This is a genomic window from Pedobacter sp. ok626, assembly GCF_900100435.1.
In the GTDB taxonomy this organism is placed as follows: domain Bacteria; phylum Bacteroidota; class Bacteroidia; order Sphingobacteriales; family Sphingobacteriaceae; genus Pedobacter.
In genome coordinates this window covers 402668-420194 of sequence record NZ_FNEX01000002.1, presented here as the reverse complement: position 1 = coordinate 420194, position 17527 = coordinate 402668, and the positions used below count along the sequence as shown (strand labels likewise).

Genomic DNA, 17527 nt, shown 5'->3' with positions numbered 1-17527 from the left:
CAATGTTTAAAAAGCAGGCCGCATGCTAAATCTTGGTCCCATAAGCCAGATCTCCTGCATCACCTAATCCGGGCACAATGTACGATTTACTCGTCATTTCTTCATCAATTGCCCCTATCCATAATTTTGCTTTGGGTAGATTTGCTCTTACATGCCTAACACCTTCTGAGCTGGCTATCGCAGAAACGATGTGCAGTTCTTTAATTTTATACCTGCCCATCAACTCTTTGCAGCAGAGTACCATGCTCATCCCTGTAGCCAGCATCGGGTCGACCATGATGACTATTCTGTCCGTTAGATCGGGCGAAGAAATATACTCTATGGCGATTTCAAAGTGGCCGCTTTTATGGGATTTTCGATAAGCCCCAACAAAAGCACAGTCTGCGCGGTCAAAAATATCAAGCATGCCTTTGTGCATCGGTATGCCGGCTCGGGCTATGGTAGCCAGGACGGGACGTTCGGCTAGTTGTACCGTTTTGGCAATGCCTAAAGGTGTTTGGGTTTCCGTTTCCCGAAAAATAAGTGTTTTACTGATTTCGAATGCAAAATATGCACCTATCCGTTCCATATTGATACGGAAGCGCATTGCATCCTTTTGAATTTGTTCATCCCTGATCTCAGCGATAAAAACATTTGCAATAGAATTGGTTTTACTGAGGTCGAATATCATTACATGAAGATAAAAAGTAAAAATTACCATTAATGAGCTTAACACTGTCTACAAGCTCATTTATCTCTAATAACAAGTCTTCGGTTGTTTTGTTGTTTAATAAAGTAATATCTGTAGCAGCAACAGGATGTAGCAGCAATTGCGTGTTTTTATCTAGTTGTAAATCGTACCAATAGAATGGAGTACAGGTGCCAGCCCTGAAGCCAGATTGATTTTGATAGTACATACTGTAATCATTCCGAACTTTGTGTTTTATGAGTTTAACATAGCTTTTGGGGATATGTAAGTTCGGGACAAAGTGATGTTCATTCTTCTGCGGAATAAAAAACCGAGGATTTTGTGTAAAACCATATAGCTGCATATCCGCTATTACCCTGCTAATGTCTGCGAGCCTTTCCTTCTTCTTCGATCGTCTTTGATCAATAAAGGTTCTGATGTAAGTAATGGTGTTGGAAATGATATTGTGCTCTTTTTTCGGGGGCGGGTGATCAACGTAAATGGGGTCAAAAGAAAAATGTTTGTGCCCAAACGATAGGGATGGGAAATGTTTTGCCAGTATATTTTTAAGGATTAAAGCCCAGCCATCTATTATAGGCAATTTCAAGATATCGAGTTGATATTGCAAGCTGGATTCTACTGGATAGTGTTTATGTTTTTGATCATTTACTGGCAGATATTCTTCGTATCGGCTTAAAAAATAAAATGAGGCCGCAAATACGTCAAATGGTAAAGTGCTTTTTTGAACGGGGAAAGGGACTTTGAGCTCTCCAAAGGTTGTTGTTGTTATTTGCTGCTCAGTTATTTTATGCTCCATTAGGAGGTTTGTGCTTTTAAAAAATAGCTCCTCGCCAATAGGCCCTGGCGCATAACTGAATTTGGGTTGGTTGGATTGTGTAAACTCTTTTTGGTTTTGGGTAAAACCGATCTCGGTCTTCAGTATATCGTTAAATATAAAGCTGAAGATGTACTTTATGCGCGGGCTAAGCTGCGGAACGTAAACCAAAAGTTTCATATCATAAATTTAACATTATCTTTGATATTCAGCATTGTATTTATAGTTAGAGATTAGAATTGCCACTTACAACGACATACGGAGGGCCTGAAGGGCTGCAAGAAGAAGGAAAAGTTGATGACATAAAACTACTTAAGGCGACTGCCAAGGGGGATCATATTGCCTTTTCCGCTTTATTTGAAGCTAAGTATTCCAATCTTTACACTTTTGCTTTTAAACTTACTCGATCTAAAGTACTGGCGGAGGAAATTATTCAGGATGTGTTTTTAAATATCTGGCTAAACCGGGCATCTTTAGAAACAATTGTAAATTTTGACGCCTATATCAATAGAATTACCCGCAACCTATCTTTCAATGCTTTGCGAAATATTGCAAAGGATAAGGTGTTGGATAGTTTGGAGGCCGATGAGAATTTTCCAGATCATACCACCGAACAGTCGTTGGCCTATAAGGATACGCTGCAGCTGATGCAGGATGCTATTGCCAAATTACCACCCCAGCAACAATCTGTGTATGCGCTTTGCCATAAAGAAGGGCTTACGTATGAACAGGCTGCCATTAGGCTCAATATTGCACCATCAACTGTTCATTCGCATATGAAGGCGGCACTCGGCGGCTTAAGAAAACATCTCAAAAAAATGGGAATTCCAATAGTCGTGGTGACGATATTGATGCCATAGAGAACGGTAATGCATTATTTTAAAATTATTTTCAACCAGACTCCCCCGAGTCTTATTTTTCCGTGTCAATGTATATGAAAAGTATGCTATTGAGCTATGATGAATCAAAGACTTCCTTACCTGTTAAATCAGTATTTAAACAAAAGTTGTTCCGAAACTGAGCTGGCGGAATTTTATGCTCTGGTTAACGACTCTGCCAATGAATTGGAGTTTAACGATCTGCTGGCAGATGCAGTCCGCAATACAGGACCTGAATACCAATTAAATTCATCAGAAAAGGCGAACCTGTTACAGCATGTATTCAATCATGAGGCAGATGCAGAATCAGTTATGCTTACTCCAATGGTAAGGAAGCGTAACTGGAGCAGATTAACCGCTGTTGCCGCCTTGTTGCTAATGGTTAGCACGATTGGTCTTTATTTTTTCAATAACAAAAACCTATCAGAAAATCAGCAAGCACAGAATACCAGCAGAGACGAACAACCTGTAATTACTCCCGGTGGGAATAAGGCTGTTTTAACTTTAGACAATGGTACTGTTATCAACTTGGAAGACGCAAAGAACGGTCAGCTTGCCAATGAGGCTGGTACTTTAGTCACAAAAACTCAAAGCGGTCAATTGGTTTATAACAATAAACAAGCTCAAAGTGCAGGCGGTACCGCTGCTGATAATGCGCATATAAATACTCTAACCACTCCGAGAGGAGGCCAATATCAAGTGAATTTGCCGGATGGCACCAAAGTATGGCTAAACGCCGCTTCTTCCCTAAAGTTCCCATCAACTTTCTCTGGTTTGACTCAAAGAAAAGTTGAATTAAGCGGCGAAGCTTACTTTGAGGTAGCCAAGGTTAATTCGCCCCAAAAACTGGCCTTTGTTGTCGTTAGCGGCAAGCAAGAGGTGGAAGTGTTGGGTACACATTTTAACATTAATGCTTACGCCGATGAGGCAAATACAAAGACTACTTTGCTCGAAGGCTCTGTAAAGGTTAGCCAGGCCGGTAGAAGCCATAATGTGATCTTAAAACCGGGACAGGAGGCTGTATTAACTGCGGATGATTTTGTCGTTCAGCAAGCTGATTTGGAAAGAAGCATAGACTGGAAAAGTAACAAGTTCATTTTTAAGAATGAAAGTTTGGAAGGCATCATGAGAAAAATTTCACGCTGGTACGATGTAGAAGTCGTATATGCTGGTAGCGTGCCCAAACAAGAAACCTTTAGCGGTACATTATCCCGGTTTGATCGGGTAGAGAAAGTACTACGTCGACTTGAAATGACCGGAGTGGTGAGTTTTAAAATTAAGGATCGAAGAATAACCGTATTAAAATAAATCATTAACCATATCAACAAAAACCAACACACACAATGAATAGACATTTACTATAATCCTGAAATCAAAAGGGTACTATAAAAAAAGCCGGAGCGTGTTCTCAGCACGCTCCGGTTAAAATGATGAGTTAACCCCTTTCCGGTAATGCACCGGAAGAAAAAATTGTAATCATTTCTGGCATTAACCCAACTAAACAAAACTATGAAATTAAATGCTTTTAACCTAGGCATGCCACAGTCCCGGCTGCCTCAAAAACTCCCGTTCATTATAAATCTAGCGATGAGCAGATTTAGTGAGACTGGGAAAAGAAAACTACTTATGCGCGCTAAACTAGTCGTATTGATCATGACCACCTGCCTGTTACAGGTTGCTGCTGCCGGTTTTGCGCAGAAGCTTACCTATAAGCAGAAAGGGGCAACATTGGAGCAAATATTTAAAGAGATCACCAAACAAACAGGGTATGAAGTTTTTTATGCTGATAAAAGTATTAATGCGGCAAAAACCATCAATGTTGATTTTAAAAATGCTGATTTGAATGAGGTATTGGATAAATGTTTATTAAGACAGCCACTATCTTATGCTATTGAAGATAACAGTATTGTGATCCATATCAAGCAAAAGAGCTTTTTTGATAAAGTAATTGATTTTATTGCTGCAGTAGAAGTAAAGGGTAGAGTTCTGGATGAAAAAGGATTGCCTTTACCTGGAGCGACAGTTAAAACAAAGGATGGCAGTAAAACCACGCAAACCAATGGAAATGGAGAATTCCAATTGACAAGCGTTGATGAAAACGCAATATTGGTGATCAATTATCTGGGTTATAAAACCAAAGAAATCACTGTGAATGAGCTTAAGGCTAATTCTTCAATTAAAATGGAGATTAAAGCCGGCGAGTTGGAAGAAGTGAGTGTAATGGTAAGTACAGGTTATCAGACGCTTCCAAAAGAGAGAGCAAACGGTTCATTTACGCATATCAGCAATGAGAAACTTAATGAGCAGGTTGGAAAGAGTATTATTGCCCGTTTGGATGGTATTACTAATGGGCTTTCTTTTGATAAAGCACCTAATCGCCCAGCTTTTAGTATTCGTGGAATCAGCAGCATTAATGCGAATCAAGCCCCACTAGTCATTTTAGATAATTTTCCCTACGAAGGTGACCTGAATAATATTAACCCCAATGATGTAGAAAGTATTGATGTTTTAAAAGATGCCCAAGCTGCGTCTATTTGGGGCGCTAGAGCCGGTAATGGTGTGATTGTGATTACTACAAAAAAAGGTAAGATAAATCAACCTTTGACGATTGGTTTTAATTCAAACGTTGTATTGACAGCGAAGCCGGACTTGTACGATTATAAGCTGATGAGTACCAGTGATTTCATTGATGTCGAGCAAGCTTTGTTTAGCAAAGATATTTATAAAACTGCTGAAGCGAATAGGAGTAAGGTGGCCTTATCCCCAGTAGTAGAAACCTTATATGATAAGGTTTTAACCAATGATCAGAAGTTGGCTAAAATAGATGCATTAAGAGGAATTGATTCAAGAGATCAAGCTTCAAGACTATTATATAACAATTCGGTAAACCAGCAGTATGCTTTGAACTTTCAAGGTGGGGCTGCAAAAAGTACCTATAACATTTCTGGGGGATATGATCATGGATTAGATGTGCTTTCGGGTACCTCTGAAAGAGTGAACCTACGTGCTGTAAATGTATTTAAACCAGTAGATAAGTTGCAAATCACCACAGGCTTGTATTATACAAACTCGAGTTCTAAATCTGGGAAGCCAGGTTACACACTTAATGACATTGGAATGAAAGCTTACCCTTACACCTTGTTACAAGATGGTAATGGAAATAGTTTACCTATAGATGTATTGAGACGTTCTTACACAGATGTTGCTGGCGGGGGTAAATTATTAGATTGGAAATATTATCCTTTAGAAGATTATAAAAGCAATAAATCTACGACTAGTTTACAGAGTATCGTTGCCAGTGCAGGACTGAATTATGAAATTATAAAAGGTTTAAGTGTTGATGCGAAGTACCAATATGAGAATCAACAAAACAAAGGTAGGACACTTAAAGATGTAAATAGTTATTTTTCTAGAGATCTAATCAACAGAGGATCAAAGATTAATGCGGGTACAGGAATTGTTGACTATGCAATCCCTCTTGGTGGATATTTAAGAAATAGTAATGTAGGTGTTGTTTCTCAGAATGTTCGTGGACAAGTGAATTTTAACCAAACTTATGGAGATCACCGCATTGACGCAATTGCAGGATCTGAGGTAAGGTCTACTAGAACCAAAGATGATGGGAATGAGATTTATGGGTACGATGATGATCTGCTAAAAACAGGACGGGTTGATTATAAAACACGGTATACTGATTTTGTGACAGGTAGCTTGGTTACCTTGGGCGAGGTTCCTGGTTCAGATGACAGACTATATAATTTTGTGTCTTATTATGCAAATGCAGCGTATACGTATAAGAACAAATACACGCTTTCAGGTAGTGTCCGTAAGGATCAATCCAATCTTTTTGGTGTGAAAACAAATGAAAAGGGAGTTCCACTTTGGTCGGCAGGTGCAGGATGGAATGTTTCTGATGAAGCTTTCTATAAACTTGCTTTCTTGCCTTACTTAAAGCTCAGGGCATCTTATGGGGTAAATGGAAACTTGCATCCAGGAACAGCAGCGGTGACTACCTTAATTACGATGGGTTCGGCATTCTATACTTCTCTTCCACAGTCGGCAGTAGATAATTATGCGAATCCTGAATTGAGATGGGAGCAGGTGAAGATTTTTAACATTGGAGCTGATTTTGAAGTGATCAATAATATCCTTTCGGGAAGTATTGAGTATTATAGTAAAAAAGGTACGGATCTATTTGGTCCTGCTGATATGGATTATACCACTACAGGTCAGGCTGCGGTTACGAAAAATGTGGCCGATATGAAAGGAAGAGGTGTTGATATCGCACTGAATAGTAGAATTCTAGATCGTGACTTTAAGTGGTCGCAAAATTTTAACTTCAATTACAATACGAGTAAGGTAACGAGCTATCGCATGCGTACATTGGGTGGCAACGCTTATGTATCAAATGGGACATCTATTTCTCCTATGGTTGGACAACCGCTTTATGCTTTGGTGTCTCACAAATGGGCTGGGTTAGATCCTTTAACTGGAGATCCACAGGGATATTTAAACGGACAAGTTTCTAAGAATTATGCTGAGTTATTAGGCGTTAATAATCCAATCGAAAACATGGTATTCAGTGGCTCGGCCACGCCAACGGTATTCGGTAACTTTACGAATACGGTAAGTTGGAAAGATTTAACACTAAGTGTGAATATTACCTATAAAATGGGGCATTATTTTAGACGTGCTTCTATTAATTATACAGACTTATTGGATGCCACCTCAGCAAAAGTTGGCCATTCAGATTATGCGTTGCGTTGGCAAAAACAAGGGGATGAGCAAAATACCAATGTTCCTTCTATGATTTACTCCGCCAATGCAAACAGAACAAGTTTCTATAATTCGTCAGAGGTGTTGGTAACCAAAGCAGATCACATTCGTTTGCAATTCATCAACCTTGCTTACAGTTTAAGAAAAAGTCAGATTGCTAAACTCCCTTTCCAGAAATTACAATTGTATGTGAATGCAAGTAATCTTGGTTTAATATGGAAGGCGAATAAATACGATATCGATCCAGAATACAACAATGTTTTAAATCCAAAAGCAAGCTTTGCATTTGGCTTACGTGCAGATTTTTAGATCATAAAACCTTAAATCATGAAAAGAACTCATTTATATATATGCCTATTTGCAGTAGCAACGATGTTTGCTTCCTGCAAGAAATTTCTGGATGAAAAACCAGATAAAAAGTTAATGGTGCCAACAAAAATAGAAGACTTTCAAGCTTTGTTAGACAATGCGCTTGAAATGAATCTATCCAGTGTGCTGAGCGGAATTTTAAGTGCTGATGATTATTATCAGACGAGCTCGGACTTCAATAAATTGCAGGATTACGAGCAGAATCTTTATACCTGGAGCAAAAACAGTATCCCTGATAATGGACGTAATGATTGGGCAACTACCTATGCGCAGGTATACTATACCAATATTTCTTTAGAGGGGCTTGCTAAGATCGAGCGCACAACAATGAATGCGGCTAAATGGGACAATGTAAAGGGATCAGCATTGTTATTTAGAGGCCGTGCTTTCCTGGAAGCGGCTATTTTGTGGACCAGAGGGTATGATAATGCTACGGCGGCCACTGACTATGGTATTCCCTTAACCCAGACCAGTGACTTTAATGTGAAAACAACTCGTCCGAATCTAAAAGAGACGTATGAACAGATCATTAAAGATTTGAAAGCTTCAGTACCTTTATTGCCTGCTGTTCCAATTAACAATATGCGGCCTTCAAAACCGGCAGCTTATGCATATTTATCAAGGGCTTATCTGTCTATGCACGATTATGTGAATGCTGGAAGATACGCCGATTCGGCGTTGAGGATTAATAGTGCATTGACAGATTATGCATCGTTGCAGTATATTGAACTTTATAAGAATCCTGAAGTGGTAATGTTATTCGTTGCAGATTCTATGATCGACTTTAAGGTCAGTGAAGCTTTTTATGATACTTATTCAGCAAATGATAACCGTAAGTACTTATATTTTGGAGAGAACAGAGATGGTACCTACTACTACAGTAATATAGAGGAGTATACCACTTATTTTACGGGGATAGCCAATGATGAATTATACCTGACAAGAGCGGAGTGTTTTGCTCGTGCAGGTAATGCTGCTGATGCAATGAAGGATTTAAATACTTTATTGAAAAAGCGAATTTCACCTTTTACAGATTTAACGGCTACGGATGCAAAAGTAGCTTTAAAAGTGATTTTAAGCGAACGTAGAAAGGAATTGCTGATGAGAGGGACAAGATGGATGGATCTTAAACGCTTAAATAAAGAACCAGAGTTTCAAGAGACTTTAACGAGAGAAGCTAAAGGGGTAACTTATACCTTACCTCCAAACGACCCAAGGTATGCACTTCCTATTCCAAACGGAATCGTTGAACTAGCCGGAATACCTCAAAACATCCGCTAATCATTAACATCAAAATATAAACATCGCCCTATGATGCGCTCCCCTTTGGACAATTGTTCAAGGGGAGCTTTTTTTTACGCCCAAAATAAATTATCCTTATATTTGATAGTTCCAGGTTCTTCAGAACAGGAGGGCCTGTCTTAAATATACTTTACGGATGAAATTTAATATTGTTTCCGATTACAGTCCCACTGGAGACCAGCCAACTGCCATTAAACAGCTAGTTGAAGGTGTAAATAACGATGAACATTATCAGACATTATTAGGCGTAACAGGTTCCGGAAAAACGTTTACCATTGCCAACGTCATTCAGGAAACTCAAAAACCAACACTAATTCTGAGTCACAATAAAACCCTTGCTGCTCAACTTTATGGAGAGTTTAAACAATTCTTCCCGGAAAATGCAGTGAACTATTTTGTATCCTACTACGATTACTACCAGCCTGAGGCCTTTATTGCCAGCAGTAACACTTATATAGAGAAGGATTTAAGTATCAACGAGGAAATAGAAAAACTAAGACTGCGAACTACATCAGCGCTGATGTCTGGGCGCAGGGATATTATCGTTGTATCTTCGATCTCCTGCATCTATGGTATGGGTAACCCCGAAGATTTTTCAAGATCTGTTTTCCGCTTTTCTGTAGGCACAAGGATTTCCAGAAACTCCTTTTTACATAGCCTTGTAGAGATCTTATATGCACGTACCACCAATGATTTTAAGCGAGGAACGTTTAGGGTAAAAGGAGATACCGTAGATATTTTTCCTGCATATCTGGATAACGCTTACCGCATTTCTTTTTTCGGTGATGATATTGAAGAGCTAACAGTGATAGATCCGGTGACTGGAAAAACACTGGAAAAGTTGGAAGATATGGCCATTTACCCGGCCAATTTGTTTGTTACCCCTAAGGACAGGTTTACTTCATCCATTTGGGGGATACAAGAAGAATTGGAAGTTCGCAAAAACCAGCTAATTGGCGACAGACATATGTTGGAGGCAAAAAGACTGGAAGAGCGCGTAAATTTCGATATAGAGATGATGAAAGAACTGGGCTATTGTTCAGGAATTGAGAATTACTCCCGATTCTTCGATGGCAGGTCGCCCGGTATGCGCCCCTTCTGTTTGCTCGATTATTTCCCGGATGATTATTTGATGGTGATTGATGAAAGCCATGTTACGGTGCCTCAGATCAGAGCCATGTACGGTGGTGATAGATCGCGGAAGTTGTCGCTGGTGGAATATGGTTTCCGTTTGCCTTCAGCATTGGACAATAGACCTCTGAATTTTGATGAATTTGAAGCCCTGGCACCACAAACGATTTATGTGAGCGCAACACCTGCGGATTATGAATTGCAAAAATCGGAAGGCGTAGTTATTGAACAAGTGATTAGACCTACAGGATTACTAGATCCACTAATAGAAGTGCGTCCGGCCATTAACCAGGTAGATGATCTACTAGATGAAATTGATAAAACCATTAAGATGGGCGACCGGATATTGGTGACCACGCTGACTAAGCGGATGGCCGAAGAGCTCACCAAGTATATGGATCGACTGAATATTAAAGTACGTTACATCCACTCTGAGGTTAAAACATTGGAACGGGTAGAGATTTTACGTGGACTACGTTTAGGTGAATTTGATGTGTTGATCGGGATTAACTTATTAAGAGAAGGATTGGACTTGCCAGAAGTATCATTGGTGACTATTTTAGATGCAGATAAGGAAGGTTTCCTTCGTTCGGATCGTGCTTTGATTCAAACTATTGGCCGGGCGGCCAGAAATGATAGAGGAAGGGTGATTATGTATGCAGATAAAATGACCGATTCCATGTCGCGTACCATAGAGGAAACCAATAGACGTAGAGAGAAGCAAGTCGCTTATAACCTCGAAAATGGTATTACACCTAAAACTGTGGGTAAAAGCAGAGAGGCGATACTGGAGCAGACTTCTGTGCTCGATTTCTCTTCGGGCGAAACGAAACGTGCTAAGCCATATATTGAAGTAAATGAGGTGAGCATGGCTGCGGATCCGATTGTGCAATATATGACCAAAGCTGAAATGCAGAGATCAATTGATAAAACACGTAAGGACATGAGTAAAGCTGCAAAAGACATGGACTTCTTATTGGCAGCCCGTTTACGGGATGAGATGTTTGCCATGGAAAAAATGTTTGAAGAAAGATTTGCTAAGTCGTAGCTTTGTATAATGGACGGAAAGAGTAGACAGGATATATATCCCGGGTTAGAAGTAGATATTATCCTTAAGAAAGACCAAAGAAGTGGAAAACTAACAAGAGGCATTGTTGCAAACTTGCTTACTTCGGCATCATTTCACTCACGTGGCATTAAGGTACGTCTGGAAGACGGACAGATCGGCAGGGTAGCCGCTATTGTGGATGACAATTAAGCCGATGGTATTGTAATTGCTATGCAATAAACAGAACGGCGCTGTAATAATTAGATTCCAACTCCGTCTACATTATAAAAGTTAAAATAACAAAATGGGATTTATAAAATTCATATTAATCACTCTACTAATACTTTACATCATACGTATTATCATTCGCTTGGTATTTCCTTTGGTGTTGAGAAATCTATTTAGTAAAGTGCAGCAGCAGGCTGAGCGTCAAGCAAGACAACCTCAAGGCAAACCCGAAGGATCAATTTCTATTGATTATATGCCGCCAAAACCTAAGACGGGTAAAACCGACAATCTTGGAGATTTTGTAGATTACGAAGAAGTAAAATAGTCGCGTTTTACCCCTCTAAAGATTTTTTTTAAAAAAGTTCTCGTACGCTGATAAAAATAAATCATTTTATCTAAGTTTGGGGTTAGTTTAATCTTAAACAAACCTTAATGAATAACTGGTTAAAAGCGAATGGCATTCATCTGGCCATATTTGGATTTTTTGTAATCATCTGTTTCGTCTATTTCAGTCCTGTCTTCCAAGGCAAGATTCCCTTTCAAAGTGATGTAGTGGCGGCTAAAGCCATGCAAAAGGAGATCATGGAGTACAAAGATAAAGACGGTAAGGCTCCTTTATGGACCAATCAAATGTTTGGTGGAATGCCAGCTTATCAGATTTGGACTCAGTATGCTTACAACGGAGCTACTTATGGAATCAGATTTATCACAAGTACATTGCCGAGTCCGGTGGGTACAGTTTTACTACTGTTAACCGGAGCTTATTTTTTATTCATTGTATTAAGAGCAAATCCATGGTTGGCCGCCGCAGGTGCGATCGCATTTGCTTTTACACTCTATAATTTTGTGTTAATAGGTGCCGGACATAACAATAAGGCACTTGCAATTGGCTTTTTTGCACCTATCATAGCTGGTTTTATCTTGACCTTACGTGGGCGATATTTGGTTGGCGGATCGCTAACCGCATTGTTTCTTGCGCTGTTGATCAGGGCGAATCACATTCAGATGGCTTATTATCTGTTCTTGTCTGTCCTTATTTTTATGGGGATCGAAATTTATCAGGCCTACAAAGCAAAAACACTTCCTGCACTCGGTAAGGCTATCGGAGTTCTAGCAGGAGCATTGCTGCTTGCTGTGATGGTAAATGCCAGTGTATTGTGGACTACTGCAGAATATGCTGGTGAAACCAATAGAGGTAAACCTAATTTAACCGCTCCAGCTGCGGCTGGAAGCGATAACAACGCTAAGGCAAAAGAATATGCTTTTGGCTGGAGCCAGGGAATTGGTGAAAGTTTTACTTTCCTTATTCCTGATTTATATGGTGGTGCGACCAGCATAAATGAATTGGTTAAACCTGAAAGCCATATGTACAAGGCTATATCAGAAGTTACGGGTGGCGATCCTAATCAAACCACCCAAGCCATTCAGCAGTTGGCGCAAAGTTTAAATATGCAACAGTATTGGGGCGAAAAACCCGGAACTTCTGGCGGGTATTATTTCGGGGCCATTATGTGCTTCCTATTTGTATTCGGATTGTTTATTGTAAGAAGTCACTTAAAGTGGTGGATATTGGCAACAACGATATTGTTTATCTTATTGTCTTTCGGCAAAAACTTCCCGGTGCTGTCAAACTTGTTCTTCGATTATTTCCCATTGTACAACAAGTTTAGAGCAGTTGAATCCATTTTAGCTATAGTTGGACTGATGGTGCCATTGTTGGCTATACTCGCTTTAAAAGAAGTGCAAGATGGCATGATGGATCAAAAAGTACTAATTAAAAAATTACAGTGGTCTGCAGGTATTACAGGTGGTTTTGCCTTAATAGTGGCTATCGCACCGACTTTGTTTTTCAGTTTTACAACAGAAAACCATCAACAGGTGGTTCAGGCGTTGACACAGAGCTTGCAAAATAATGCAGCACTTGCACATAAAATTGCCAATGCATTGATAGAAGACAGGATCTCTATAGCTCGTGCCGATGCCCTTCGCTCGTTCATCTTTATTGCAATTGGGTTTGCGCTGATTTGGGCATTCATTACTAAAAAAATGAATATGCAGTTGGCATTTGGCTTATTGACTTTAGCTGTGCTGATTGATATGTGGCAAGTAGATCGTCGTTATTTGAACAACAGCAATTTCTCAAGCAAAAGTGATTTAGCCAATCATTATCAGCCAAGGGATGTAGATACGTTTATTATAGCAGATAAGGATCCTGATTTTAGAGTATTAGACCTAACCATTAGTACTTTCTCTGATGCAAGTGCCTCAGCGTTCCATAAAACAATCGGTGGATACCATGCGGCTAAATTAAAACGCTATCAAGAATTAATTGATCATCAGTTTTCTAAAAGCATCAATCAAGATGTGTTGGATATGTTAAATACCAAGTACATCATCACCCAGGATCAGCAAAATGGTTCTTACAAAATGCAGCGTAATGCTACAGCTGCAGGACATGCCTGGATCGTACCACATGTTCAGTTTGCAAAAGATGCTGATGAGGAAATGAAAGCAATTAGCAGTTTCGATCCGAAACAAGAGGCTATTGTTGATGTGAAGTATAAGGGCATGATTGATGAGAAACGTTTAGGCCCAGGTACTGGCGCACTTATTAATCTGGAGAGTTATAACCCAGATCACCTTGTCTATACTTACAGTGCGCCTACAGACGTTGTTGCGGTGTTCTCTGAGATCTATTATGACAAAGGATGGAACATGTATGTGGATGGGGTTAAGAAGCCTTATTTTAGAGCTGATTATGTGTTGCGTGCAGCGCAGCTGGAAGCAGGGAACCACAAGGTAGAATTTAAGTTTGAACCAGTATCTTATTATACAGGAGAGTGGATCTCTTTGATCGGATCAATTTTATTAGTTGCTGGTTTGGGCTTTGCATTTTATACAGAAAACAAAAAGAAAAAAGCTGCCTAGCAGAATTTAATTGTTAACTAGACTTTAAGAGGTTGTATCATCGATAAAAGATGGTACAACCTCTTTTTTTTGCTATAAGAGACAGCTTACTTTGCCAATGATTTTATTTTCGTTATATTTAAGTTCCAAAGGCTAAAGTAGCAACAATCAAAATTTTTTCGGGGCCGTTTTCAGGTCTGCATGGCGCCTGCAGGATCGCGGTACCGTCGCTATATACAAGCTCGCTATTAAGTCGTCTCTGCTTCGGGTCTCCTTCGCACCTCGTTCGGAAAAAACCAATTGAGACAAGAGCCGAAGAGCTGGCGTAGTAAAGTCCCAGTAAGCGGTGCCTACCGGGCTGAAAAGCCTCCGATGAAAAATCGAAAAAAAAACGTTTTTGAAGGATTTAACTATTACTTAACATCTTGTTAATTTGAGGCTTGCATCTTTGTAAAGTAAAAAAGTATTGCTTGGAAAGAATGACGCCTAAAAGAGAAGTTGATATCGCCGTAATCTCTGATGTACATTTGGGTACTTACGGTTGCCACGCTAAGGAATTATTGAAATACCTTAAAAGTATTAAACCCAAGATGTTGGTTTTAAATGGTGACATTATCGATATCTGGCAGTTTAGCAAAAGATACTGGCCCGAAACCCACATGAAAGTAGTTAGGAAGCTAATGAAGTTTGTGGTAGAGGGCGTTCCTGTTTATTACCTGACCGGTAACCATGATGAGCTGCTGCGGAAATTCGCAGATATGCATATGGGAACATTTCACTTGCAAAATAAATTAGTTGTAGAGTTAGACGGCAAAAAGGCCTGGTTTTTTCATGGTGATATATTTGATGTTACCATGCAGCATTCCAAGTGGTTGGCCAAGTTGGGTGCGGTAGGCTATGATATGCTCATTCTGATCAATAGTTTTGCAAATTGGTGTCTGGCACTTATGGGAAGAGAAAAAATGAGCTTCTCTAAACGGATTAAAGCAAAGTTTAAGGATGCAGTAAAGTTTATCAATGGTTTTGAAAATACAGCTGCCGAGCTGGCTGCGGAAAAGGGCTATGAATACGTAGTTTGCGGTCATATTCATCAGCCTGAAATGAGAACGATTACTACTGAAAGTGGTGAAGTAACTTATTTAAATAGTGGAGATTGGGTGGAAAATCTGACTGCGCTTGAATACTATGATAAGTCCTGGAAGGTCTTTAAATACGAGCAGGAAAACTTTCAGAAGGATGAGGTGGAAGAGGGAGAGCTGTCTGATGGGGATGACCTACATAGTAAGCTCGATATCAATACCCTATTGCAAAAGATTAAATTAGAAATTGCCTAAGGCCTAAAAATTACAGATATTCGGTGCGGATGAAGATACTTTATGCCATACAAGGTACAGGCAATGGCCACATTAGTCGGGCGAGGGAAATTGTGCCCTTATTACAACAACATGGCGATGTAGATCTATTGATCAGCGGGACACAGGCGGATGTGAAATTGACACAGGAAGTAAAATACCAGCTGCATGGCTTCAGTTTTATTTTTGGGAAAAAAGGAGGCGTAAATCATTACGAAACCTGGAAGTCCATGAACCTGCCGCAATTTGCAAAGGATATGCGCCAGATTCCGCTTAAAGATTATAATCTGATTCTGAATGATTTTGAGCCTGTAACAGCCTGGGCTTGTAAAACTAAGGGGATAGAAAGTGTTGGTCTTAGCCATCAGGCCTCTTTTCAATCTCGCAATGTTCCAAAACCCAGAAGTATTGATTGGGCACAGTTGGTCATGAAATATTATGCACCGGCTACACACTACGTAGGGTTTCATTTTGACAGGTACGATGATTTTATTTATACACCAGTCATCAGAGCGGAAATCAGAAATATGTTGACCACCAATTTGGGCCATTATACCGTATACTTACCGGCAGTAGATGATCAATCCCTGGTTCCATTGTTAAAGCAAATCCCGCATGTAAACTGGGAAGTGTTTTCTAAACACTGCAAGCAAAGCTATGTAAATGGGAATGTAAATGTCAGTCCAGTAAACAACGAATTGTTTAATAAAAGCCTGGCTTCCTGCGAAGGATTGTTTACCGGAGGTGGGTTTGAAGGGCCTGCCGAAGCACTTTTCCTTGGTAAGAAATTGTTGGTTGCACCAATGAAATTTCAATACGAACAGCAGTGCAATGCCTACGCGCTTAAACAATTTGGATTGCCTGTAATTTGGGCCAGTAATAAGAATTGGCTTCCAATAATTAAAAAATGGGTAAATAGCTCACAAGAACATCAGTTTCATTTTCCAGACGAAACCGCTGCCGTAATTGATAAAGTTGTCAAGCAGTTTGCCAGATAATTTGCTTTACTTTGTTTTTGTAAAGCGGCATGATCAATCAATTTAGAAATTTAAATCCTATAAACCTGCTTCTGCTATTCGCATATACGTTTTTTTTGCGCATGGCGATTTTTGCAGACCTTCCACCTCAACTGAATTTTGAGTTTTTAGAGTCTTATACCCGGTTCTTTATTAAAATACCGGTGCAAAGTTTCTTTTCTCCTGTAAGCAATGTATTTTTTGCGGGCATTTTGATCTACGTACAAGCTATTTTGTTTAACCGCGTGGTAAATAATCATGGCTTGTTAAACCGTCCTGGTTTTTTACCTGCCCTGATGTATATCACTGGCGCAAGTTTATTTATGCCATTTTTGGTGTTGAGTCCTACATTGATCTGTAATTTTTTGGTGATCTGGATGATGGATAAATTTTTGAAGATTGGTAAATCGCCAAATGCCATCATGATTATGTTTGATATTGGAATGATCATCGCTATAGGAACATTGATTTATTTTCCTTTTATCGTAATGCTGGTGATGATCTGGCTAGCCTTGTTGCTGTACAGGTCCTTTAACTGGCGCGAATGGGTATCCGGACTGGTTGGGTTTTTAACCATTTTCTTTTTTGTAGGCGTATTTTATTACTGGAATGATAGCTTGTCCGTGTTTTATAAAATATGGCTGCCACTTGGTAATAAGTTTCCATCTGTTTTTAAAATCAATTATAACGATTATCTGGTATTGGTACCTGTCTTGGTCATGATGATTTTGGCGGTGCTTCAATTAAGAGAGAATTTTTTCAGGAGCTTTATCAGCACCCGTAAGGCCTTTCAGATGTTGTTTTTTATGTTCATCGTTAGTATTGCGAGCTTTTATACCAAGCCTGATTTTAGGTTATATCACTTCCTGTTATGTGTGCCTCCGGGAGCTGTTTTGCTCGCTTATTATTTCTCAAACGCAAAAAAGAGATGGTTTTATGAAAGCCTATTCCTTATCCTGGTTTTCGCCATTCAATACTTTTTGTTTGTTTAACTTTTTTTAACAATTTGGGACCTTGA

The 17527-nt window shown here is 39.6% G+C and carries 13 protein-coding genes; 11 read left to right on the top strand and 2 right to left on the bottom strand.

The window, feature by feature from the left end; translation table 11 throughout:
- Positions 1–25: 25 nt before the first annotated feature.
- On the bottom strand, positions 26–670 hold the full coding sequence (upp, locus tag BLS35_RS03910) for a uracil phosphoribosyltransferase (protein ID WP_090777989.1): 645 nt from the start codon (positions 668–670) through the stop codon (positions 26–28).
- On the bottom strand, positions 651–1682 hold the full coding sequence (locus BLS35_RS03905; RefSeq protein ID WP_090777987.1) for a DUF7033 domain-containing protein: 1032 nt from the start codon (positions 1680–1682) through the stop codon (positions 651–653). Before BLS35_RS03905 ends, upp begins: the two co-directional genes overlap by 20 nt.
- Before the next feature lie 59 nt (positions 1683–1741).
- On the opposite strand from BLS35_RS03905, the gene BLS35_RS03900 reads away from it, so the two are divergent.
- The 11 genes from BLS35_RS03900 to BLS35_RS03850 all read left to right on the top strand — a co-directional run bounded on the left by BLS35_RS03900 (position 1742) and on the right by BLS35_RS03850 (position 17501).
- A complete protein-coding gene (locus BLS35_RS03900) occupies positions 1742–2362 on the top strand; it encodes an RNA polymerase sigma factor (RefSeq protein ID WP_090777985.1) in 621 nt (206 codons plus the stop codon).
- A 96-nt stretch (positions 2363–2458) separates the two neighbouring features.
- A complete protein-coding gene (locus BLS35_RS03895) occupies positions 2459–3688 on the top strand; it encodes a FecR family protein (RefSeq protein ID WP_090777983.1) in 1230 nt (409 codons plus the stop codon).
- 279 nt (positions 3689–3967) lie between these two features.
- The gene (locus BLS35_RS03890; RefSeq protein ID WP_165973377.1) at positions 3968–7465 is read left to right on the top strand and encodes a SusC/RagA family TonB-linked outer membrane protein; all 3498 of its coding nucleotides are present in this window, start codon (positions 3968–3970) and stop codon (positions 7463–7465) included.
- Positions 7466–7483: 18 nt separating this feature from the next.
- Positions 7484–8806, top strand: a complete 1323-nt coding sequence (locus BLS35_RS03885) for a RagB/SusD family nutrient uptake outer membrane protein (RefSeq protein ID WP_090777979.1) — start codon at positions 7484–7486, stop codon at positions 8804–8806.
- Between the two features lie 157 nt (positions 8807–8963).
- On the top strand, positions 8964–11006 hold the full coding sequence (uvrB, locus tag BLS35_RS03880; protein WP_090777977.1) for an excinuclease ABC subunit UvrB: 2043 nt from the start codon (positions 8964–8966) through the stop codon (positions 11004–11006).
- Positions 11007–11015: 9 nt separating this feature from the next.
- The gene (locus tag BLS35_RS03875; protein ID WP_090777975.1) at positions 11016–11216 is read left to right on the top strand and encodes a YwbE family protein; all 201 of its coding nucleotides are present in this window, start codon (positions 11016–11018) and stop codon (positions 11214–11216) included.
- 94 nt (positions 11217–11310) lie between these two features.
- Positions 11311–11559 (top strand): DUF4834 family protein, encoded by a 249-nt coding sequence (locus tag BLS35_RS03870; RefSeq protein WP_090777973.1) that lies wholly within the window; start codon positions 11311–11313, stop codon positions 11557–11559.
- 107 nt (positions 11560–11666) lie between these two features.
- On the top strand, positions 11667–14162 hold the full coding sequence (locus tag BLS35_RS03865; protein WP_090777971.1) for a YfhO family protein: 2496 nt from the start codon (positions 11667–11669) through the stop codon (positions 14160–14162).
- Between the two features lie 458 nt (positions 14163–14620).
- Positions 14621–15475: a UDP-2,3-diacylglucosamine diphosphatase gene (locus BLS35_RS03860; RefSeq protein ID WP_090777969.1), complete on the top strand. Its 855-nt coding sequence runs from the start codon at positions 14621–14623 to the stop codon at positions 15473–15475.
- Positions 15476–15504: 29 nt separating this feature from the next.
- On the top strand, positions 15505–16491 hold the full coding sequence (locus BLS35_RS03855; protein ID WP_090777967.1) for a glycosyltransferase family protein: 987 nt from the start codon (positions 15505–15507) through the stop codon (positions 16489–16491).
- Between the two features lie 101 nt (positions 16492–16592).
- Positions 16593–17501 carry a DUF6427 family protein gene (locus BLS35_RS03850; RefSeq protein WP_254778648.1) on the top strand — a complete coding sequence of 303 codons (909 nt, stop codon included), beginning with the start codon at positions 16593–16595 and terminating at the stop codon, positions 17499–17501.
- The last annotated feature ends 26 nt before the right edge of the window (positions 17502–17527 follow it).

Bases quoted from the DNA above. Each gene is read 5' to 3' on its own strand.
- BLS35_RS03850 (WP_254778648.1), top strand. From the start codon at position 16,593: ATGGCGATTTTTGCAGACCTTCCACCTCAACTGAATTTTGAGTTTTTA.
- BLS35_RS03855 (WP_090777967.1), top strand. From the start codon at position 15,505: ATGAAGATACTTTATGCCATACAAGGTACAGGCAATGGCCACATTAGT.
- BLS35_RS03905 (WP_090777987.1), bottom strand. From the start codon at position 1,682: ATGAAACTTTTGGTTTACGTTCCGCAGCTTAGCCCGCGCATAAAGTAC.
- BLS35_RS03860 (WP_090777969.1), top strand. From the start codon at position 14,621: ATGACGCCTAAAAGAGAAGTTGATATCGCCGTAATCTCTGATGTACAT.
- BLS35_RS03875 (WP_090777975.1), top strand. From the start codon at position 11,016: ATGGACGGAAAGAGTAGACAGGATATATATCCCGGGTTAGAAGTAGAT.
- BLS35_RS03895 (WP_090777983.1), top strand. From the start codon at position 2,459: ATGATGAATCAAAGACTTCCTTACCTGTTAAATCAGTATTTAAACAAA.
- upp (WP_090777989.1), bottom strand. From the start codon at position 670: ATGATATTCGACCTCAGTAAAACCAATTCTATTGCAAATGTTTTTATC.
- BLS35_RS03865 (WP_090777971.1), top strand. From the start codon at position 11,667: ATGAATAACTGGTTAAAAGCGAATGGCATTCATCTGGCCATATTTGGA.
- BLS35_RS03870 (WP_090777973.1), top strand. From the start codon at position 11,311: ATGGGATTTATAAAATTCATATTAATCACTCTACTAATACTTTACATC.
- BLS35_RS03885 (WP_090777979.1), top strand. From the start codon at position 7,484: ATGAAAAGAACTCATTTATATATATGCCTATTTGCAGTAGCAACGATG.
- BLS35_RS03890 (WP_165973377.1), top strand. From the start codon at position 3,968: ATGAGCAGATTTAGTGAGACTGGGAAAAGAAAACTACTTATGCGCGCT.
- uvrB (WP_090777977.1), top strand. From the start codon at position 8,964: ATGAAATTTAATATTGTTTCCGATTACAGTCCCACTGGAGACCAGCCA.